We start from the raw sequence: 20,089 nt of genomic DNA on the forward strand, positions 1-20,089 counted from the left end.
AAGTAGTATCAATGAGGGGTGCAAGATGATAGGGATGTTTATATTCGGGAGGAAAAAGGAAGAGGACCTCATGGAAAGATACAGGCGACTGGCCCGGAAGTACGGGCTGACAGTTGAACAGGTGAAAAAAATAGGATGGCTTATTGCAAGCATGACTAAGAATCTGCCAGAACTCGCCGCAAACGCAGACCCCGAACAGGACGTTCGGAGGATGTACAAGATCTTGGATATAGAGCACCTGCCAAGCAAAGAAGGCAAAAAGTATATATATATATATATAAAGAGCATAGAAGCTCACGCTCACCACAAAAGGGGGGTACGCGCGAAACATAAAGACGCAATAAAAATCCACATTGTCCATCCGTTCCTGGCACTGACGCTGTCTCACCTAGCAAAGAGCACATCCAAGCACGTTGGGCACGCAGTTGGAGACGCGCTAGACGGACTCGTCGTTGAGGGGCATGAGTTCGAAAAATTAAGGAGTAATCCGGAAATGCTCGCAGAGTTGATCATTCAATTCGCGAAGGATAGGGGAATCCCCGCAAAGGAGGAGGATAAAGACAAGCTAGTGATCGCGTTCCAGAAAGCGGCAAAAATAGCTGACAAACTGGTAGCAGATGCCTCCGAAGAGCGACTGGATGCACTGTATCAAGCATTGGCTGAAGAAACGGAAGATCCGTTGTACATTCTCAAAAGAAATGGTGTGGACATCGAGCCAGAACTTGAGGAATTTAGAGAGTTCCTGGCGGAGATCAGCGGGAAGAAGCCGGAAGAGATACAAGCCACCAAGTTCAAGCAGGTTCAGAAGCAGGTGGAGGAAGAACTAAGGGCGAAGGGGGTGCCGGAGGAGCAGGTGAAGGTTGTTGCTCCACGGCTGGCGACGGCGGTGTGGTTGGAGAACCAGATACGTGCGTTGAAGGAGTCAACACCGGCGCGGATATACGGTGGAGTTCCAGCGGCAGAGTTGAGGAACCTCCGGGAGAAGGTTCTGGCGAAGAAGCACGTGGCGGAGAAGGCGGCGGAACTGGTGGAGAAGAACTGGATGAAGGGAACGATAGTACCATTGGAGGAGAGACACATTGATCCGAAGATGGTCCCATTGGTGAGGGAGCATGCTGCAGGGATGTTAGAGGATATTAAAGCGCTGGCGGAGAGGGTCAAGAGGGGTGAAATTGACTATCTGGACGCGAGAACGATACTGGTAGTGGAAAGGGACTTACTGGACAGAACCCAGGAGGCAATAGAAAGAACCCTTGGGAACCCGGAGTATTTAATAGAGAACAAGCGAGCCTGGGGAGTGGAGGACAAGTACCTGATCAAGAAAGAAGTGCTGGAGAAGATGCACGAGGAGTTGAAGCCGCACCTTGAAACGGCACGAGTGAAGACACTGGAGAGGTAGCGCTGATTTTCGGATGTCTTTGGAAAGCCCTAAACTCCCCAGTACTCCTTTGGCAGGAGCGTGATTATTCCCTTTGCCGCTTTAAAGTCCCTGTCCAGCGTGGCGATCTTGTCTATTCCGTGACTCAATGCAGTGGCGAGTATCATGGCATCAGCTGGCAACAGTCCATACTCAACGGAAATCTGGTGCGCCACGTACTCGTTATGCGGTTCGGGAATGGAGGTTATCCCTTTCTCCAGAAGAAATCTCTCCACCGTCAGGTAGGCCTTGTCAAGTAATCCCTTCCGTAGGTCTCTGGGCATTTCCTTGATGGAGTATATCGTCCTGAAGCCCTCTTTTTCAGCCATTTTCCTGAACAGCGTGTAAACCACCTCGTTTATTGCAGTCCACGAGGTAACTTTCCCCTCGAATTTCAATGCCTTGAGGGCATAATCAGTAAGCTCGGTTTCCACAAGGGCATTATAGATGATGTTTGCGTCAACGTATATCAACCAAGTACCCCTCCGCCACCAGTTCTTCGAATTCTTCAGCCTTCCCCTTCAGCTTTTCGGCCATTTGGAGCGCTAGTTCCCTCTTTCTCTTCTCCGCCGCCTTGAGTATTCGCTCCCACTCCGCTAATGCCTTCGCCTTTGCGACGATAGCCTCGGGATCAACACCTTCGGGCACCTTTATCACGATCTCAACTTCTCCCATGATGGGAACTTCTCATCAAACCTCTTAACCCTTTCCGTTCTCTGACCACTTGACCCGAAGACGGGCAGCCATGAGAAACCCTCCGAGTCTTTTGTTTAACCCAGAGAACGTCATACGAAAACCTTAAATCATGTAATACAAAAGACCATCATGGTGAACTACATGGGCTCGGCCGTTGTGACCGTCCGGATTCCCGAGGAGCTCAAGAGGGAGATGGAGAAGTATAGGGGAAAGGTAAACTGGAGTGCCGAGATAAGGGAGTTCATAGCCGGGCGCATAGAGGAGGAGAGAAAAAGGGAGGCCTTTGAGAGGCTCCTCAATCTCGTTGAGTCCCTTCCCGGTGTCCCCAAGGGCACCTCAAAGCGGCTCGTGAGGGATGACCGTGAGAGTCATTGACACCTCGGCATTCTCAAAGTTCCTCCTCAAGGAAGAGGGCTGGGAGGAAGTGATCCCCTATCTCCAGCCCGAGGAAGAGCCCATTACCGTCGAGTTGCTCCTCATTGAGACTGCCAACGTCCTCTGGAAGCACGCGGTAAAGATGGAGACGATTGAGAAAGAAAAGGCGGAGGAGCTCTTTGAGGGAGTTATGGAACTCGTGGAAAGTGGCGCCCTCAAAGTGGAAGATAACGCGAAGTACCTCGGTGAGGCCTTCAGGATCGCCCTCGAAAAAGGGATTACGGTTTACGATGCCCTCTTCATAGCTCAGGCGAAGGCACTTAACGCGCCCCTGGTTACCTGCGACGAAAAGCAAGGAGAGATCGCCAGAGAGCTCGGCCTCAATGTGGTTCTGCTCTGATATATCAAACCCTGCATATTTTCTTCCCTACTTAATAACCCACCGTAATTCTTTTAACGCGAAGTCCTTATAAGGGAGCAGAACCATTGGCGGACGGTGGTTAAAATGGTCAGGTATATGGTCACATCGGCACTCCCTTACGCTAACGGGCCGATTCACGCGGGACACCTCGCCGGAGCTTACCTGCCGGCGGATATATTCGTCCGCTACCTCAGGCTCAGGGGCGAGGAAGTGCTTTTCATCTGCGGAACCGACGAGCACGGGACGCCGATAACCTTCCGCGCGCTCAAGGAGAACAGGAGCGCCAGGGAGATAGTCGACGAGTTCCACGAGCACATAAAGACGACCTTCGAGAGGGCCAAGATAAGCTTCGACTACTTCGGGAGGACTGAACTGCCGGTTCACTACCGGATAAGCCAGGAGTTCTTCCTCAAGGCACTCGAAAACGGGCATCTCGTCAAGAAGGTCACCAAGCAGGCCTACTGCGAGCACGACAAGATGTTTCTCCCGGACAGGTTTGTGATAGGAACCTGTCCCTACTGCGGCGCCGAAAACCAGCGCGGCGACCAGTGTGAGGTCTGCGGCCACCCGCTGACTCCCGAGATACTCATAAACCCGCGCTGCAACCTGTGCGGTAATCCAATCACCACAAAGGACTCTGCCCACTACTACATCCGGATGCAGGACTTCGAAGAGCGGCTGAAGGAGTGGGTGGAAGGCCAGAAACACTGGAAGCCGAACGTCAGAAACACCGTTCTCGGCTGGATACGGGAGGGCCTCGAAGAGAGGGCCATAACGCGCGACCTCGACTGGGGAATCCCAGTCCCGCTCGACGACGAGGACATCAAAGGAAAGGTGCTCTACGTATGGTTCGAGGCACCCATAGGCTACATCAGCATCACCATCGAGCACCTGAAGAAAGAGGGAAGGGAGAACGAGTGGAAGAAGTTCTGGCTCAACCTCGACGGGCAAACCAGGGTCATCCACTTCATAGGCAAGGACAACGTGCCCTTCCACGCCATATTCTGGCCGGCCTTCCTGATGGCCTACGGCAGGTACAAAGATGAGGAAGTCGAGGCGGAGTGGCTTCTCCCCTACGACATCCCCGCCAATGAGTACCTGAACCTTGAGGGCAAGAAGTTCTCCACCAGCAGGAACTGGGCCATATGGGTTCACGAGTTCCTCAACGCCTTCCCGGCCGACTACCTCCGCTACTACCTCACCGCGATAATGCCCGAGACTCGCGACAGCGACTTCAGCTTCGCGGACTTCAAGAGCAAGATAAACGAGGAGCTTGTAAACAACCTCGGCAACTTCGTGCACCGCGCACTCACCTTCGCCAACCGCTACTTCGACGGCATAGTTCCGGAGAGGGGCGAACTCGACGACCTCGACAGGCAGGCCTTTGAGGAAATTGAGAGGGCCTTTGAGGACACAGGAAAGCTGATAGCCCAGTACAAGTTCAAGGACGCCCTCAAGCGCGTTATGGAGCTCGCCATCTTCGGCAACCGCTACTTTGACTACCAGAAGCCGTGGAAGACCGCCAAGACCGACCGCGTAAGGACCGCGACCACCGTGAACATCTCCCTCCAGATAGTCAAGGCCCTTGGAGTACTCCTTGAGCCGTTCCTCCCCGATGCGAGCGAGAAGATATGGCACCTACTCAACCTTGAAGAGCTCAAGCGGTGGGAGTTCACCGAGCTTCCTGCTGGCCACCGCGTTAGAAAGGCCAGCCCAATGTTCAAGAAGGTGACCGACGGGGACATCATCTACTTCATCGTGAACTACATAGCCCGGGGCAATCCCAAGAGCGCCAGGCTGCTCCTTGACAAGTACTACAGGCGGGATGATGTAGTGAAGGTTGCACTCGAGCGCTTTGGAGATGCCAAACAGGAAGAGGCGATGGCAATCCTTAAGAGCATCTACGGGGAGGAAATCGGGGCCAAATCCGAAAAGCCCGGAAAGGCCTCGAAGAAGGAAAAGGCAAAGAAAAAGGAGAAAGGTGGTGAGGGCATGGAGTACATAAGCTTTGATGACTTCCTGAAGCTTGATCTTAGGGTTGGGAAGATAATCGAGGTCAGTGACCACCCCAACGCCGACAGGCTCTACGTGGTGAAGGTCGACCTCGGGGACGAGGTCAGACAGCTCGTCGCCGGGCTGAAGAAGTACTACAAGCCGGAAGAGCTGCTGAACCACTACGTCGTCATCATAGCGAACCTTGAACCCAAGAAGCTCCGCGGCGTTGAGAGCCAGGGGATGCTTTTGGCGGCCGACGACGGCGAGAACGTCGCTTTGCTCATGCCGGACAAAGAAATAAAGCTGGGTGCAAGGATAAGGTGAGGCTTTTCTTTCCATTCTCGTTTTTGCATTCCCCAGTGGTTCTGTAGGGTTGTGAAAAAGCTCTTGAAAAGTTGCAGGGCTCATTGATAAACTTAGGGCCCTAGAGTCGTAAAAGCTAGACTCAGCGAAATTCTTAAAAAGTTATAGACCAAGTATTATACCATGTCAATAACTTTCATTGACAGGGAGCGGGAACTTGAGTTCCTCCAAAGGCTCTGGGGGAAGGAAAATTCGTTCCTCCCCGTTTACGGGAGGAGGAGAGTCGGCAAAACAAGACTGCTCAAGGAGTTTATAGCCAATAAACCCTCCGTTTACTACCTCGCCCGGAACAGCACCTACTCTGACAATCTGAGGGAGTTTTCAAGGACGGTGCTTGAGAGGTTTCCCTCCACTTTTCTAAGCGAGACATCGTTTTCAAGCTTTTCCGACGTTTTCAAGTATCTATCGGAGAAGGAAAAGATAGTAGTCGTTATAGACGAGTTCCCATACCTCATCCAGTCCGACAAAAGGGTTCTCAGCGAGTTCCAGTACATAGTGGATGAGATAGTGAGGGCATCCAGCCTCCACCTAATCCTCGTCGGTTCCTCCGTTGGCATGATGGAGGAGCACGTCCTGAGCCAGAAGAGCCCCCTCTACGGCAGGAGAGACGGCCAGATAAAACTCTCTCCGTTAGGATTCTTCGACTCATGGAAATTCCTGGGGGTGGATATTGAAGAGGCGGTCAGGATATACGGGATAACCGGTGGAATTCCAGCTTATCTGGAGCTCTTTAAGAGGTTTGAGGACGTGAAGAGACTGGCCTTTGACAAGAGGGGCTTTCTCTACGCTGAGGCGGACTTCCTTATGTCGAGCGAGCTGAGGGAGCCGAGGGTTTACAAGCTCATCCTCAAGGCGGTCGCCGAGGGAAAGCGGAGATTCAACGAGATAAGCACCCACACTGGAATACCACGCTCGAACCTCTTCAAATACGTCGAAGTTCTTGAGAGACTCGGCTTCCTTAGACGAGAAATCCCTGTAACGGCAAAGCCGAAGACAAAAAACACTCTGTACAAGATTGATGACAACTATCTGGCCTTCTACTTCCGCTTTGTTGAGCGTTACCGGAATGAGGTAGAGTTTGAGAACTTCAACTTCTGGGACGAGTTCATTGAGGGGTACAACCATTACCTGGGGGACGTTTTTGAGGACGTGGCGAGGGAATTCCTCATCGAACTTTACAGGGGGAGAAAGCTTCCGCTACATCCCACCAAAATCGGCCGCTGGTGGAGAAAAAACGAGGAAATTGACCTCCTTGCACTCGACGAAAGGAATAAGAAAGCGCTGTTCGTTGAGGTCAAGTGGAAGAACCTTAAAGAAAGGGAAGCCGGAGGAATTCTGAAGAACTTGGAAAAGAAGGCCGGGCTTGTTGGTTTGGATGGATGGGAAGAGAACTATGGGATAGTGGCAAAGGGCATCGAGAGGAAAGACAGTCTTAGGGATAAGGGCTACTTTGCTTGGGACTTGGAGGATTTCAGAGGAGTTATCCCCCCTCAGAAAGATTGAAATTAAATGGAAGTCTCGAACAAAGACCCATCTAAAGCCTCAACTCCACCCAGTTCTCTCTCTTCTTCTTGTAGACCCTCACCAGCCCCTGCTTCTCAAGGCGCTGGAACATCCTCCAGGCGGTCGTCTTTGGAATGCCCAGCATCTCCCTTACCTCGGCCTGCTTGGCCCTCCCGCCCCTGTCGAACAGGTAGAGCAGGGCCTTCTCCTCGTCCTTTGTCAGTTCGTACTCCTTGAGGCGTCTCTCGAAGTCCTCCCTGCTGATGCCAAGGGCTCCTCCCTCTTCCTCCCCGCGCTTCATGTAGAGGAAGCCCCCACCGGCGGCCAGTGCGAGGAGGGCCAGTATGCCAATTGTCGTCCAGTTTGTGGAGCCTCCAGCCGGAGTGGTCGGGGTTTGGGATGGGGAGACCGGGTTGGAGGGCGCCGTCGAATTGGAAAGTTCAGTGGTCGTTCCGGAGGTTGGGACCTCTGTTTCTGGTGGCCGGTACTGGATGACGTAGGAGACCGTCTGGTTTCCGGAGGGCATTAGTATGGAGTTCCCGTTTATCTCAAGGGGTATGTCTGTAAGGTCAACTATGACAGCGTTATCCGGAAACGTGATTTTAACGGGGACGGCTGAGCTGAAACTGAGGCTCCATATGGCACCATTTTTCGCGGTCAGGTCGGGGGTGTAATAGGTTATTTTAACGCCCGTGGCGTTTTCAAAGTACACGGTAAGGACGGAGCCGTTTATCTCGTACGGCAGGGGTTTTCCATTTTCATCGATAACGGTCAGCCCCTCAACGTTGGTTGCGAGAAGGGGGACTGAAAAGCTAACGGTGTAGTTCTCGGGGACGATAACCTCAACTACCTTAACGTACCCGTCGGAATAGACCGTGAGACCCAGAGACTCGACCGAATACTGCCCGCTTACGAGGGGCAGGATCATGAGCGCAATTACGAGCACCATCGCTGCTTTGCTCCTCATCCCAGCACCTCCAGAAATTAAGAAATCCTCCTTAAAAAGATATTAGAAGGGGAGGTTCACCCTTCGTCCTCCGAGTCGTCCTCGCCGCTGTGTTCCTCGCTCCAGCTGTCGTCCTCGGAGTCCTCATGCTGGCCGTTGTCCTCATCGTGGGAATCCTGCTCCTCATAGTCCCCATTCTGGTCATCTTCGCTCTCATCGCTGGTGTATTCGTCCTTGTGATCGTCTTTTTCCTTGTGGTCCTCCTCGTATTCGTCCTCATGCTCCTTCTCCTTGTGCTCTTTCTCCTCCTTGTACTCCTTCTCTATCTCCTTGGTGTCCTCCATTATTTCCTTCAGCTCCTCGTTGATGTCGTGGAGCATGTCGAGGGCTTCCTCATACTGGCCGCTCTCAACGAGGGCGTTGAACCCCTCGTACATGGTCTGGAGCTCCATCAGGTTCTCCTGGAGGTATGTGGCGTTGATAGTTGAGTTCCCGAGCATGGCCATTAGCTCCTGCATGAGCTTCATCTGCTCCTGGAGCTTCTCCATGAAGGCCTGGCTGATCTCATCGGCCTTGGCTGTAACGATCTGCTCCTGGAGTTCCTCAACGGCATCTTCAAGCTTGTCCATGAGCTCCTCCGCGTACTCAAGGTCTGCCTTGAGGGCGGTGATGTTGCCGCTGGCGAGGTCCTGGGCAACGACCATATAGGCGGCCTTGGTCTCGTTGTAGAGCTCCATGACGTAGGTAACGTTGAGGCCCTCCGCTTTGGCTTCTTCTATGACCTTCTCAACGTACGGGAAGTACTCCGCGGCCCGGTGCAGCTCCTCCTTGGCGTCCATTATTGTCTCATAGTAATCGTGCTCTTCCTCCATTTTCTTCTCCTTGTGTTCCTCGTAGTAGTCGGTAAGCTCCTCGATGACCTCCTTGTAGAGGTAGAGGGCGTTCATAGAGGCGTTTATGCTCTCGCTGTAGTTGCCCGCGTTGTAAAGCTCCCACGCCTGAGCGCGGGTTGCCTCGGCCCGGTAGTAGAGGTCGAGGGTGTAGTTGGAAATCGTGACGTTGCTCGCGTTGAGCTCGGCTATCAGGCCGGCGGTGTAGTTGGCGACCTTATCAAGTATCACAAGAAGGTTGTACGCCTGAACGCCGCTCATGTTCGTCGTATTGGTGGCGTTGGTCATGTTGACCGGGGTGGTGTTGGTTACGTTCGTGGCGTTGACCGGTAGGGTCTGGTTGCTCACCGCGGTCGTGTTGGTTGCCGTGGCGTTTACGCTGGCCGCCCACGCAGCGGTGCTGAGCGGTATCAGTGCTCCTATGAAGAGCACCAGCAGTGTTTTCATACTCATCTTCATGGCTCTCACCTGATGGTGGGTAGGCTCCACACGTATATTAGGAACCCGCCGGACTTTTCCCGTTTCAAAACGTTTCTCCGGGTTTCTCTTTCATAAAAAAAGCATTCAGAAAGAGGAAGGAGAACGTTGAAGGGCTTCCCCCTCTTCATCAGCCCTAAAATCTAAGTTCCACCCAGTTTTCCTTCTTCCCCTTCAGTATCCTTACCAGCCCCTTCCTCTCAAGCCTCTTGAACATCCTCCATGCGGTGGTTTTTGGCAGGCCTACCGCTTCACGGACCTCCGCCTGGCTTGCCTTCCCGCCCTTATAGAAGATGTAGAGCAATGCGCGCTTCTCCTCCTCGTTGAGGTCGAGGTTCTCAAGCCTGGCCCGGAACTCCTCGCGGGTGGGCATTGATTTTCCCCCGCTTTTTATCCTCCAGAGCACGTAGGCTAGACCTCCGATCACTCCAAGACCGGCCAGGATTGGCAGGTACGTAGAACTCCCCGTCCCACCTTCACTGCCGGCTCCCCTGCCGTTGAATGTGTAGGAGACGCTCTGGTTTCCGGGGGGCATGGTTATCGAGTTTCCGGCTATTTCGAGGGGTATGTCGCTCAGGTCGACCACTATGGCATTCCCGGGCAGCACCACAGTGAAGGAATCGTTGGTCGCGACGTGAAGCGTCCACACCACACCCTCCTTTGCGGTCAGGTCCGGGGTATAGTAGGAGACCCTGACCATGCCGGCGTCTCCGGAATATATGAGGAGGCTTCCGTTCTCAAGCCTGAAGTTAAGGGGATTTCCGTTCCCGTCCTCGACGATAACGTTCTCGTAATGGTCGCCGAGGAGGGGGAGTTCAATCTGAGAGGAATACTCCGCGGGCAGTATCTCATATTCAACCCTGACGTAACCGTCATTGTAGACCGTCAGAACCAGGGATGAGATGGTATACGCACTAACCCCCTGCAGGAGGATGAGCGTTATCATCATTATGATTGGGACACATCTGAGTCTCATTTAAGCATCCCTCCGCAATGAAAAAGGAAAGGTCAGGAGTGGGCGAGTATAAACTCATCGACCTTGTGGAGCATGTCCAGCGCTATGGCGAAGTGCGCCTTGGCCTGGAGGGGCTTCTTTGCTTTGAGGAGCTCGACGCCTATCCTGAGCTCCTGGGCGGCCACCTTCAGCCGAACCTCCGCCCTGGTGGTGTCAACGCCCCTGCTCTTGAGCTCCCTGAGAGCCTTTGCATCCTTCTGAATCCTGTCGTTCATCTCCCTGAGGAAAGCGCGAACGTCCTTCAGCTTTTCATCGAGCTCCCTCTCACGAACCTTCCTGAGCACGAACTCAACGGCGTTGTGGAACTCAACTATGGTTTCCCTGTTATCCTTCATGACTGTCAGGGCGTCCTCCCATTTACCCTCGTCAGCGAGGGCCTTGACCTGACTGTAAACCTCCGAGAAAGCATTGAGCCTCTCCTGGAGCTCCGTCACGTTGTAACCGTTCTGTTCCCCGACTTCAATCGCCTTCTGGGCTATTTCCATACTCTTCTCGCCCTTGATCAGGAAGTCTTTGACGATCTCCTCGGCGTTTGCGTAGGCCAGCTCCTCGCGGACCTTCCTCAGCTCCTCGTCGAGGAGGGCTTTCTTCTCCTTGGCGACTTCATAGTCTGCCTTCGCCTTTTCGTAGTCCCCGGCCTTAAGGTCATCGAGCACAACTTTGTAGGCATCTCTGGTCTCGTTGTAGAGCGCGGTCAGGTTGCCCACGTCTATTCCCTGGTTCTCCGCCAGCCTGATTGTCTTTTCAACGAACCTGAAGTACTCCGTCATGCGCTCGATTTCCATTTTGATGCGCTCTCTGACGTCCTGTACCTTCTCTTTGGCCTCCTTAAGCGCTGAGAGGGCAACCTTGTAGTGGTGCATGGCCGTAAGGCTGTCCAGTATCGAGTTGTAGTAGTCGCCCGCCTCGTACTCACTCACCGCTTTTTCCTTGTAGTCCTCTGCGAGCTCGTAGTGGGTGAGTATCGTGGAGTTCTCGGGCAGCTTGTCCTTTATGGGCTCTATCTTGTCCTCGGCGAACTTGCTAAGCCTCTGAAGCTGGTCGATCAGCTGACCCGCTATCACCATCTCTCTGGTGCTGTTGTCGAGAACTCCGGTGTACGACCCGGTGGTGCTGTTGCTCTCAGCCAGGCCCAGCGGTATTATGCTACCAAGTAGCAAGGCTGCCAGGGCCAGTGCAAAACCCTTCATACCCTTCATGGGCATCACCTATGAAGGCTAGGCACTTAACGTATTTGAGGACTCCGACGGAACGAACGTTTCAGAGCGTTCCATTCTTTTCAACCAGCCCAAATAGGCTGTCTGTAAGGCATATCTCCTGTTCGCAGGTTTGAATGAAGGATTAAACTCCGTGTCCCGATTTCTGCATCCACCCACGGCAATGCTCGGCACGTCCCCCCGAAATCCACAGTCAAGTTCCTCAAGTGCCGTATTCGGTGAGGTGTTAATAAATATGTGCCCTAAAGGAGCATTCTGAGTGCTACGGCCACCAATATAACGGAAAATGCCTTCCGAAGGTGCCTGGGGTGGGCTCTGTGGACCAGAAGGGCACCGATTCTGGCCCCCACAAGAAGGCCAGGTGCAAGAAGAAGAGCCGTGTGTATATCGACCTGCCCGAGGCGGTAGTGACCGAAAGAGGCTGCGAGGGCGGTGAAGAAAAGGGCGAGACTTGAGGTCCCAACGGCGTATTTCATGGGAATCCTGACGTAGGCATGGAAGAGAGGGACGTTTAAAATGCCCCCGCTGATTCCCAGCAGTCCGGAGATCAACCCGGAGAGAATCCCCACTGCCGAAATCCGGAGGGTTTTGAGTTCCCCTCCCCCAAGGTCGGCGGCGGTTTCGTCCCTCCACATTTTAAACGAGAGGTACAGGAGGAGCAGTATAAATATGGCCTTGAGAGCATCCTCCGGGAGCAGTGAGGAAGCGTACGCACCCATTAAGGCGGCAGGGACCGAGAACACTTCCTTAATGGCAACAACACGGTAGAGAACTGTTCCCCGCCTTATATGGGTAACCGCGGCTGAGAGAGAACTGAGAACTATGCACGCTAGACTAGTTCCGATGGCCACGTGTATGGGAAGGCCCAGTATGGTGAGGGCCGGAACGATGAGAAACCCCCCACCGACCCCGAAGAGGCCGGCTATTAGACCGATGCCAAGACCCAGGAGGAAGTCCGCGAGGTACTCCAGCATGGAAACTCTTTTCAGGTGGAGCGTTAAAAATTCTCCGGTGGTTGCGTGAAGGCATTGGAGCTGAGGTTCTGGTTCCTGGTGCTCCTTGTTTTTGTCCTCACCCAGCCAGGTGCAATAGCCTTTGCCAACTGGGACGCCCCGTATGGATTCTACAAAGACCTCTCTGCCTGGATGGGCTGTGCCGGGGCGGGATTGGTGCTGGTGCTCGCTTACGGCCTGTATGGGTGGAGAAATGGAGAGCTGAGTCTTTTGAACCCTATTCTGGCTGGAGGCGTCCTCATCCTAACAGCCTTAATCGGCTACCGTGCCGAGCTTGCCCTCGGGGGCGAAATGGGCTACGGTACCGGGAACGTCCTGATGTTCCTGGTGGGAGGATTCATCGGACTGGTTCTCAGCCTCCTGCTGCTGCCCGTTTCCCTGCCCTACGCGCTCACGGGCGAACTGTACTATCCCTACGACAGGCCCCTGGTGATCGCGTGGGTGGTCATGATAGCCCTGACTCTCCTACTTGGGGCGGCTTATCTAAAAGAAAGAAGGAGAGAAGGGCTCACGGAATCGGAAGGCCGAGACCCTTCAGTATCATCCTCAGAGCCAAGAGGGCCATGACCACTGCGAAGGCCTTCTTAAGCGACGCTGCCTTGGTTCTCTTGGCTATTCTCGCACCGAGCTGGGCGCCGATTATGAGGCCCGGCACGAGGAGTACCAGCCACTGGGTCTCAACGTTGCCCATGGCGTAGTGCTTGAGCGCTCCAGCGGTCGCGGTGAAGACTATCGCAAAGCTGGAGGTTGCCACCGCGTAGTGTATGGGCAGACCGAGGTAGGTCAGGAAGGGCACGTTGATTATTCCGCCGCCGACGCCGAGCAGACCGCTGGCGATTCCGGCGAAGAAGCCGCCGACCGGCACCAGCTTGTAGTTGACCTGCACTTCTTCAAGCTTAACCTCGCTCGGCTCTGCGGTTTTCTTGCGGTATATCCTGACGGCGACTACCACAAGGGCGAGACCGAAGATGACCTTCAGCTGGGCGGCGCTTATAAAGGAAGTCAGCCACGCGCCGATGTAGGCACCGACTACGGCAGTTGAGGCCAGCAGAAGGCCGACCTTGTAGTGTATCCTCCTCTGCCTTGAGTAAGCTATGGCCGAGCTGAGGGAGGTAAAAACCACAGCGGCGCTCGACGTTCCGACGGCGTGGTGTATCTCGACGCCGAGGAAGTTGAGCGTGGGGACTATCAGGAATCCACCCCCGAGACCAAAGAGGGCCGCAAGGATGCCGATGAATACTCCGACCGCGAAGTAGCCTAGATATTTCAGCACTCAATCACCTCCTCAGAATCCTTCGTATTGCTTCGCTTATGCTCCACACTTCAATCAGACCTTCTTCGGCCACCTTCTCAAAATGCCTATCATTGGTTATCAATACCGCCCCCGTTTTCAGACAGGTGGCCACGTGCACCGCATCAGCGATCTGAGTGGGAGGAAAGTAGGGAAGGAGACGAAGCACCTCTTCTCGGCTGGGATTAACTATTTCCATTCTGAGCCTCAGGAACTCGTAGAAATTCCAGGAATTGAGCCTCTCCGCATATTTCCGATACTCGGCCAGCAGGACATCGTTTCCAATAACCCCGTATTTATCATCGGATAAAATATGGAGCAGGAGCTCTGTGGTGTCCGTCCAGCCCTTTTTCACTGCAACTATAAAGACGTTGGTGTCCAGGAGAAATTTAGAGGCCATAGAGCTCTTTCGCAACCCTATTCCCCTCTTTCTCGGTTTCTTCCTTTAGTTCGTCGAGATTGATGCCTTTGGCGTTCTTTATCATTTCTTCAAGCATCTTCCTGACGTCGAAGCGTTTCATGACTATCGTATCCCCATCTATCTCAGTTATCAGGAACTCTTCTCCGGGCTTTATGCCCATCCTTTTTCTGATATCCTTCGGAATGACCACCCTGCCTTTGGTGTCGACCTTAGTCAGTCCCACTTTTCCCACCAATCCCACATATGCATCAGGAATATTTAAGCTTTACAGTTCAAACGCTATCGCTTCTATAAGCTTTATCAGCGCCTCAAGGTCAGCCAGGTGGAGGGTCTCGACCTCGCTGTGGAGGTACCTTATCGGGACGCTCAGGGCCATGACCTCACTCTTATGCTGGAACACCGAGGCGTCCGTCCCGCCGCCTGTGACGCCTATCTGGAGGGGAATCTCGTTCCTGGACGCTATCTCGGCAACCTTTCTGGCCAGCTTCCTCGTGTAGATCGCGGAGTTGTCAACGGCCCTTATCACAGCGCCACCGCCGAGCCTCACATCGCCGGTTATGTCCCCGCAGCAGGCAAAGGAGTCGATGGCAAAGGCGTACTTTGGAGTGTAATGCTCGGCCAGGAACTTTGCTCCCTTGAGGCCTATCTCCTCCTGCACGGTGAAGGCGAAGATCCACTTCCCCTCCAGGTCGTGGTCAACGAGGTCCTTGATCGCCTCCACGAGGGCGACAACCCCAAAGCGGTCATCCAGAGAACGGGTCGAGATGTAGCGGTTGTTGAGAACCGCGAAGTGCTTCTTAAAGACCGCGTAGTCCAGCACCTTGACCCCAAGCGCTTCCGCCTCCTCCCTGCTCTCGGCACCTATGTCTATGACCAGCCTGCTCCATGGAACCGTGTCGAACTTCCTTTCGAGGTTGAGGTGCACCGGAAGCGCTCCAATGACGCCGTCGAGCTTTCCGTTCTCGGTTATGACGTCGAGATGTCTTCCGTAGAGGAGCCTGTCGTCTATTCCACCGATTTTCCTGAAGGTGAGCCTTCCGTCCGGCCTTACACCTGTTATCAGAAGGCCTATCTCGTCCATGTGGGCCATGAAGACCCCCTTAAGCTCGCCCTCGCCGAGCTCGACGACGAGGTTTCCAATCGTGTCGACCGTGTAGTCGGCGTAGGGTTCAACCCACTCGGCTATCTTTTCCCGTATCCTCTCCTCATAGCCCGAAATACCGGGGATCCCGGTTATTTCCCTCAGCTCCTCGACAAGCATCACAACCACCTCAAAGCATCTTAACCTCCTCTGGGGAGCGTATCTCAACCACCTCGCGGTTCACGAGCGTTTCCGGGACTTCCCCGCGGAGAACCGCGAGGAGATTCCTAACGGCCTGGAAGCCCATGTCCTCCATGGCCTCCCTCGAAAGGCCGGCGTGATGGGGGGTCAGAACTGTCTCCCACTCGTACTTAAACAGCTCGTGCTTCTGTACTGGCTCATTCTCAAAGACGTCCGTTGCGTAGCCCTTGAGTTTGCCCTCTTCGATGGCCTTGACAATAGCTTTCTCGTCCACCAGCGTGCCGCGCCCTATGTTCACCAGGTACTTGCCTTCAAGGAGTTCGATCCTTTCCTTGTTGATTATGTGGTAGGTCTCGGGCGTTGCCGGGAGGGCGAGTATAACGATGTCGCTCTTCCTCAGGACGTCTTCGAGCGGCATGTACCTGGCCCCAACTTCCTGTTCGATATCGGGCTTCCGGGAGCGGGACCAGTAGAGTATCTCCGTCCCCATGGCCTTCATTCTCCTTGCTATGGCCTTCCCGATGGCGCCCATGCCGAGGATTCCGACCTTCTTGCCGTAGACGGTCTCTATGTCCTTGAAGCTGCTCCATATCACGGCATGGCTCTCCCACTTCCCGGAGCGGATGAGTTTGTCGGTGTAGGCTATCTTCCTGAGGAGTGCTATGGCCAGGCCGATGGCAAACTCCGCAACGGCCTCGCTCAGGACGCCGGATACCTTGGTGACGTATATCCCCCTCTCGGTTGCGGCCTTAACGTCAACGTGGTCGTAGCCGGCGGAATGACAGCTGATGACCTTAAGCCTCCCGGCTCTCTCGATGACCTCGCGTGGAAACCTGTTCAACGGGGAGATTATTACGCCATCAAACTCTCCTATCCTCTCCCTGAGCTCCTCCACGCTTGGATACAGGACAAACTCGACGTCCGCATATTTCCTGAGCTCCTCAACGGGCTTGCTCTTCATCTTAAAGAGAACGGCCACCTTCGGCCTCATGGTATCACCTTAAGATGCTTATCGAAACGACCCTAATAAGGTTTTTGCATGGGATTCGTCAAAAAGCCGAGCCGCCACCGGGAAAACTTAAAAACTTTTCCGGTTTCTCCCTTTAGGTGGTGTAGATGGGTAAGGTGGAGAGGAAGAAGTGGAGCGAGGAGTTCAGTGAGTGGTACAACGAGCTGATTGAGACGGCTGGAATCCAGGACAAGCGCTATCCGGTCAAGGGGATGAACATCTGGCTCCCGTATGGGCTGAAAATCATGAGAAACATCGAGAGGTTCATACACTCCGAGATGGAGAGGACCGGGCACAACGAGGTTCTGTTCCCGGCGCTCATCCCTGAGACCGAGTTCCAGAAGGAGGCCGAGCACATAGCAGGCTTCGAGGGAGAGGTGTTTTGGGTAACCCACGCAGGCCACGACCCCCTCGACGTCAGGCTCATCCTGAGGCCAACGAGCGAGACGGCTATGTACTCGATGTTCTCCCTGTGGATCCGCTCCCACGCGGATTTGCCCTTCAAAATCTACCAGATAGTGAACGTTTACCGCTACGAGACCAAGCACACGAGGCCTCTGATCAGGGTCAGAGAAATAAGCCGCTTTTTTGAGTCGCACACCGCTCACGACAGCTACGAGGACGCGGAGAGGCAGATAAAGGAGGATCTTGAGATATTTGACAGGCTTGCAAAGTTCTTGGCCCTGCCATACATAGTCTCCAAGCGCCCCGACTGGGACAAGTTCCCCGGTGCCTACTACTCCCTCGGAGCCGAGGTCATGATGCCCGACGGCAGGACGCTCCAGATAGGCACCATGCACAATTACCGCCAGAACTTCGCAAGGGCCTACAACATCCAGTACGAGACTGAGAGTGGAGACCACGAGTACGTCCACCAGACCACCTTCGGAATGAGCGAGCGCCTTCTCGCGGCCGTCATAGCCATACACGGCGACGACAGGGGAATGGTTCTGCCCCCCACTATAGCCCCGATACAGGTTGTGATCGTGCCAATTCCCAAGAAGGACGCCGAGGCTGACGTCTTCGCCTACGCTCGCGAGATAGCGGAGGAGCTAAGAACAGCAGGTCTCAGGGTGCACGTTGACGAGCGCGACATAAGACCGGGAAGAAAGTTCTATGACTGGGAGCTCAAGGGGGTTCCCCTCCGCGTGGAAGTTGGCCCGAGGGACGTCGAGGGCAAGAAGGCCGTCCTTGCGAGGCGGGATACCCTTGAGAAGGTCACGGTCGAACGCGAGGCCATCGTTGACGAAGTCAGAATGATTCTGGATGACATTCACGAGAACCTCCACAGCAGGGCAAAGGAGTTCCTTGAGAGCCACATAAAGCGCGTTGAGACCATTGAGGAAGCCAAGGCCGTTTTCGAGGACAGGCGCGGAATAGTGGAGATAGCCTGGTGCGGTGAAGAGAGCTGCGGTCTTGAGATGGAGGAGATACTTGACGCCAAGATGCTTGGAACGCCCTACCCGGAGGAGAAAGCCAGGATAGAGGGTAAGAAGTGTCCGGTCTGCGGGAGGGAAGCCAAGTTCGTGGCAAGGTTTGCAAGAACTTACTGACCTCTTCTTTCAACATTTATCCTTAGTTCAGGGGAATAAAAGAAGAGAAATCATGAGGTCTGATTCTCAGGGAGAGCGAGCGCCTCTTCAAGAACCTCAACGGCCTGGCTTATGTAGAGGTAGGCCTTCCTTATGTGGACGCTGAAGACGACCCAGCGGAACGTCTGGGTCTCCTGAGGAATTCCGTAGGTTATCGCTTGGCTGTACTCGGCGCTTGCGTTGTTGTAAAGCTCCATCGCAAGGGCAAGGGTCTCGTTGCTGACGTTCATCTGGACGCTGAGGTTGTAGAGCTCGCTGAACTTCTGCTCATCGCTCTGGTACAGGTAGTACCAGGCGATTGACTGCTTGACGAAGTTTTCGTAATTCCACGTGGTGGCACCCGCAATGGGAACGAGCGCCAGGAAAAGCAGGGCAATGATTGCAGCAGCCTTCTTCATGGTTTCACCTCCGATGTGTACTAATCTGGCGGGATTTTTAAATTCTTCCCCTCCCCAACCTTTAAAAAAGGAAGGTGGAATGCACCACCATGATTCTGGGAATCCACGACGGTCACGACGCCGGTGCGGTACTCATAAATGGAGACAGGGTATTCGCCGTCAACGAGGAAAGGCTCAACAGGGTCAAAAAATACCGGGGCTTCCCCATCCTCAGCGTAAGGAAAGTCATGGAGATGGCGGGCGCGAGGCCAGAAGACGTTGAGATCATCGCCGTGGCTGGCATATTCCGAAAGCAGAAACGACTTCTTGAGCTTGAGACCAACCTCCGCGCCCTCTTCGGCCCCGGGTTTAAGGAGAAGGTTATCTTCGTTGAGCACCATCTCGCCCACTCAGCTTCGGCCTACTACACCTCGGGCTGGAGGGACGCCCTGGCGGTAAGCATAGACGCCGCCGGTGACGGGCTGAGCGCCTCGATTTACATCGCAAGAGACGGCGAGATGATACGGATTGCCCAGAGCACCTACCTCGACTCCCCCGGGGATTTCTACGCCTCAGTTACCGAGCTTTTGGGTTTCAAGCCGATGCGCCACGAGGGGAAGGTAATGAGCCTGGCCGCCTACGGCAGGCCAACCTATGACTTAAGCTCAATCATAGAGCTCAACGGGCTGAGCTTCGACAACCATCTTGGAACCATTGGAATTGAGGCCACGAGGAAGCTCGCCGAGCTCTTCGGCTATCCCCTCCGCCACTCCAAAGAGATTGCCCTCCAGATGAAGCGCGGAAATCTTGAGGGCAAACTCCAAAAAAAGGCCATAGAGATAGCAGCAAGCGCCCAGGCACATCTGGAGAAGCTGATGGAGGAGCTCGGGTTGAAGCTCAGGTCAAGAAGCCTCCCCCTTGCCTACGCAGGCGGAGTTGCCCAGAACGTAAAAGCCAACGCGGTGCTGAGGAAAATCTTTGGAGACGACAGTCTCTGGGTCTTTCCGGCGATGGACGACGGGGGACTGGCCTTCGGGGCGGCGGTTTTTGTGAAGGCTCAGTTCGAGAGGCTCGACGGGAGGTGGAGACCCTCCAGGCTGGAGCACGTTTACCTCGGCCCCTCATACGGGCCTGAAGAAGTCGAGGAGCTGTTGAAGAAGGAAGGGGTGGAGTTCGAAGAGGCCGATGTTTCTTTCATCGCCGATGCCCTCGTTGAGAGGAAGCTCGTTGGCTTTTTCCGGGGAGCTATGGAGTTCGGGCCGAGGGCACTGGGCAACCGCTCGATTCTGGCAAACCCCATGGACGGGACCGTCAAGGAGAGGCTCAACGTTGCCCTGAAGCGCGACGTCTTCCAGCCATTCGCGCCTTCCCTTCTGTGGGAGAAGGCAGGGGAGTACCTTGAAGACCTCAACGGCAGACCCAACGAGTTCATGACGATGAGCTACACCGCGAGCAAAAGCTTTAGGGAACTTGCCCCGGCCGTCGTCCACGTGGACGGTACGACGAGACCGCAGGCGGTGAGAGAAGAAATCAACCCGGTTTACTACGGGACGATCAAGGCTTTTGAGCGGAAGACCGGCCTGGGCGCGGTGCTGAACACGAGCTTCAACATGCACGGGGAGCCCATCGTCTGCTCGCCCGGGGACGCGTTGAGGACGTTCCGGAGGGCAGGGCTTGACCTGCTCATTGTTGAGGGATATGCTGTTCATCAGTGAACCATTCAGCACTTCGATGAACATCTTTTCGTTGAGGTAAAGTTATAAACATTGTCCCGAAGGAAAAGCGGTGA

General features: G+C 54.4%; 22 protein-coding genes. 8 read left to right on the forward strand and 14 right to left on the reverse strand.

Features of this window, described 5'->3' with window-relative positions:
- Nucleotides 1-25 precede the first annotated feature (25 nt).
- Nucleotides 26-1,399 carry a hypothetical protein gene (locus F7C11_RS04100; RefSeq protein ID WP_297091232.1) on the forward strand — a complete coding sequence of 458 codons (1,374 nt, stop codon included), beginning with the start codon at nt 26-28 and terminating at the stop codon, nt 1,397-1,399.
- A gap of 29 nt (nt 1,400-1,428) precedes the next feature.
- Here the strand turns inward: F7C11_RS04100 and F7C11_RS04105 are convergent, their stop codons facing one another.
- Both F7C11_RS04105 and F7C11_RS04110 read right to left on the reverse strand, forming a co-directional pair.
- Nucleotides 1,429-1,890: a PIN domain-containing protein gene (locus tag F7C11_RS04105; RefSeq protein ID WP_297091233.1), complete on the reverse strand. Its 462-nt coding sequence runs from the start codon at nt 1,888-1,890 to the stop codon at nt 1,429-1,431.
- Nucleotides 1,877-2,092 carry a hypothetical protein gene (locus F7C11_RS04110; protein ID WP_297091234.1) on the reverse strand — a complete coding sequence of 72 codons (216 nt, stop codon included), beginning with the start codon at nt 2,090-2,092 and terminating at the stop codon, nt 1,877-1,879. Before F7C11_RS04110 ends, F7C11_RS04105 begins: the two co-directional genes overlap by 14 nt.
- Before the next feature lie 150 nt (nt 2,093-2,242).
- Between F7C11_RS04110 and F7C11_RS04115 the strand changes: the two genes are divergently transcribed.
- The 4 genes from F7C11_RS04115 to F7C11_RS04130 all read left to right on the forward strand — a co-directional run bounded on the left by F7C11_RS04115 (nt 2,243) and on the right by F7C11_RS04130 (nt 6,770).
- Nucleotides 2,243-2,488 carry a hypothetical protein gene (locus F7C11_RS04115; RefSeq protein WP_297091236.1) on the forward strand — a complete coding sequence of 82 codons (246 nt, stop codon included), beginning with the start codon at nt 2,243-2,245 and terminating at the stop codon, nt 2,486-2,488.
- Complete coding sequence (locus tag F7C11_RS04120) at nt 2,469-2,888, forward strand: type II toxin-antitoxin system VapC family toxin (protein WP_297091238.1); 420 nt, start codon at nt 2,469-2,471, stop codon at nt 2,886-2,888. The genes F7C11_RS04115 and F7C11_RS04120 overlap by 20 nt, the downstream gene beginning before the upstream one ends.
- 105 nt (nt 2,889-2,993) lie before the next feature.
- Nucleotides 2,994-5,228, forward strand: coding sequence for a methionine--tRNA ligase (metG, locus tag F7C11_RS04125; RefSeq protein ID WP_297091299.1), 2,235 nt, complete (start codon nt 2,994-2,996; stop codon nt 5,226-5,228).
- 162 nt (nt 5,229-5,390) lie between these two features.
- The gene (locus F7C11_RS04130) at nt 5,391-6,770 is read left to right on the forward strand and encodes an ATP-binding protein (RefSeq protein ID WP_297091240.1); all 1,380 of its coding nucleotides are present in this window, start codon (nt 5,391-5,393) and stop codon (nt 6,768-6,770) included.
- Nucleotides 6,771-6,801: 31 nt separating this feature from the next.
- Here F7C11_RS04130 and F7C11_RS04135 read toward each other — a convergent pair whose 3' ends face one another.
- The 6 genes from F7C11_RS04135 to F7C11_RS04160 form a co-directional block, all read right to left on the reverse strand.
- Nucleotides 6,802-7,737, reverse strand: a complete 936-nt coding sequence (locus F7C11_RS04135; protein WP_297091242.1) for a helix-turn-helix domain-containing protein — start codon at nt 7,735-7,737, stop codon at nt 6,802-6,804.
- Between the two features lie 56 nt (nt 7,738-7,793).
- The gene (locus tag F7C11_RS04140) at nt 7,794-9,065 is read right to left on the reverse strand and encodes a hypothetical protein (protein ID WP_297091244.1); all 1,272 of its coding nucleotides are present in this window, start codon (nt 9,063-9,065) and stop codon (nt 7,794-7,796) included.
- A 5-nt stretch (nt 9,066-9,070) separates the two neighbouring features.
- A complete protein-coding gene (locus tag F7C11_RS04145) occupies nt 9,071-9,214 on the reverse strand; it encodes a hypothetical protein (protein ID WP_297091246.1) in 144 nt (47 codons plus the stop codon).
- A 5-nt stretch (nt 9,215-9,219) separates the two neighbouring features.
- Nucleotides 9,220-10,059, reverse strand: a complete 840-nt coding sequence (locus F7C11_RS04150) for a helix-turn-helix domain-containing protein (RefSeq protein ID WP_297091248.1) — start codon at nt 10,057-10,059, stop codon at nt 9,220-9,222.
- Between the two features lie 32 nt (nt 10,060-10,091).
- Entirely contained in the window at nt 10,092-11,297 is a 1,206-nt protein-coding gene (locus F7C11_RS04155) for a hypothetical protein (RefSeq protein WP_297091250.1), read from the reverse strand.
- Nucleotides 11,298-11,557: 260 nt separating this feature from the next.
- The gene (locus tag F7C11_RS04160) at nt 11,558-12,289 is read right to left on the reverse strand and encodes a sulfite exporter TauE/SafE family protein (protein ID WP_297091252.1); all 732 of its coding nucleotides are present in this window, start codon (nt 12,287-12,289) and stop codon (nt 11,558-11,560) included.
- A gap of 45 nt (nt 12,290-12,334) precedes the next feature.
- On the opposite strand from F7C11_RS04160, the gene F7C11_RS04165 reads away from it, so the two are divergent.
- A complete protein-coding gene (locus tag F7C11_RS04165) occupies nt 12,335-12,895 on the forward strand; it encodes a hypothetical protein (RefSeq protein ID WP_297091254.1) in 561 nt (186 codons plus the stop codon).
- Here the strand turns inward: F7C11_RS04165 and F7C11_RS04170 are convergent.
- From F7C11_RS04170 to F7C11_RS04190, 5 genes are read right to left on the reverse strand one after another with little or no spacing between them, the layout of a single operon-like run.
- Entirely contained in the window at nt 12,837-13,601 is a 765-nt protein-coding gene (locus F7C11_RS04170) for a sulfite exporter TauE/SafE family protein (RefSeq protein WP_297091255.1), read from the reverse strand. The genes F7C11_RS04165 and F7C11_RS04170 overlap by 59 nt on opposite strands.
- A gap of 4 nt (nt 13,602-13,605) precedes the next feature.
- A complete protein-coding gene (locus F7C11_RS04175; protein ID WP_297091257.1) occupies nt 13,606-14,034 on the reverse strand; it encodes a PIN domain-containing protein in 429 nt (142 codons plus the stop codon).
- Complete coding sequence (locus F7C11_RS04180; protein WP_297091259.1) at nt 14,009-14,272, reverse strand: AbrB/MazE/SpoVT family DNA-binding domain-containing protein; 264 nt, start codon at nt 14,270-14,272, stop codon at nt 14,009-14,011. Before F7C11_RS04180 ends, F7C11_RS04175 begins: the two co-directional genes overlap by 26 nt.
- A 33-nt stretch (nt 14,273-14,305) precedes the next feature.
- The gene (locus F7C11_RS04185; protein ID WP_297091261.1) at nt 14,306-15,301 is read right to left on the reverse strand and encodes a M42 family metallopeptidase; all 996 of its coding nucleotides are present in this window, start codon (nt 15,299-15,301) and stop codon (nt 14,306-14,308) included.
- 10 nt (nt 15,302-15,311) lie between these two features.
- Nucleotides 15,312-16,313 (reverse strand): 2-hydroxyacid dehydrogenase, encoded by a 1,002-nt coding sequence (locus F7C11_RS04190; protein ID WP_297091263.1) that lies wholly within the window; start codon nt 16,311-16,313, stop codon nt 15,312-15,314.
- Between the two features lie 125 nt (nt 16,314-16,438).
- Here F7C11_RS04190 and proS point away from each other — a divergent pair, with 125 nt between their 5' ends.
- Nucleotides 16,439-17,884 (forward strand): proline--tRNA ligase, encoded by a 1,446-nt coding sequence (gene proS, locus F7C11_RS04195; protein ID WP_297091264.1) that lies wholly within the window; start codon nt 16,439-16,441, stop codon nt 17,882-17,884.
- Between the two features lie 50 nt (nt 17,885-17,934).
- Here the strand turns inward: proS and F7C11_RS04200 are convergent, their stop codons facing one another.
- On the reverse strand, nt 17,935-18,321 hold the full coding sequence (locus F7C11_RS04200; protein ID WP_297091266.1) for a pyrolysin: 387 nt from the start codon (nt 18,319-18,321) through the stop codon (nt 17,935-17,937).
- A gap of 89 nt (nt 18,322-18,410) precedes the next feature.
- Between F7C11_RS04200 and F7C11_RS04205 the strand changes: the two genes are divergently transcribed.
- The gene (locus F7C11_RS04205) at nt 18,411-20,015 is read left to right on the forward strand and encodes a carbamoyltransferase (protein ID WP_297091268.1); all 1,605 of its coding nucleotides are present in this window, start codon (nt 18,411-18,413) and stop codon (nt 20,013-20,015) included.
- The last annotated feature ends 74 nt before the right edge of the window (nt 20,016-20,089 follow it).

Origin of the sequence: Thermococcus sp. (genome assembly GCF_015521605.1) — an archaeon.
In the GTDB taxonomy this organism is placed as follows: domain Archaea; phylum Methanobacteriota_B; class Thermococci; order Thermococcales; family Thermococcaceae; genus Thermococcus.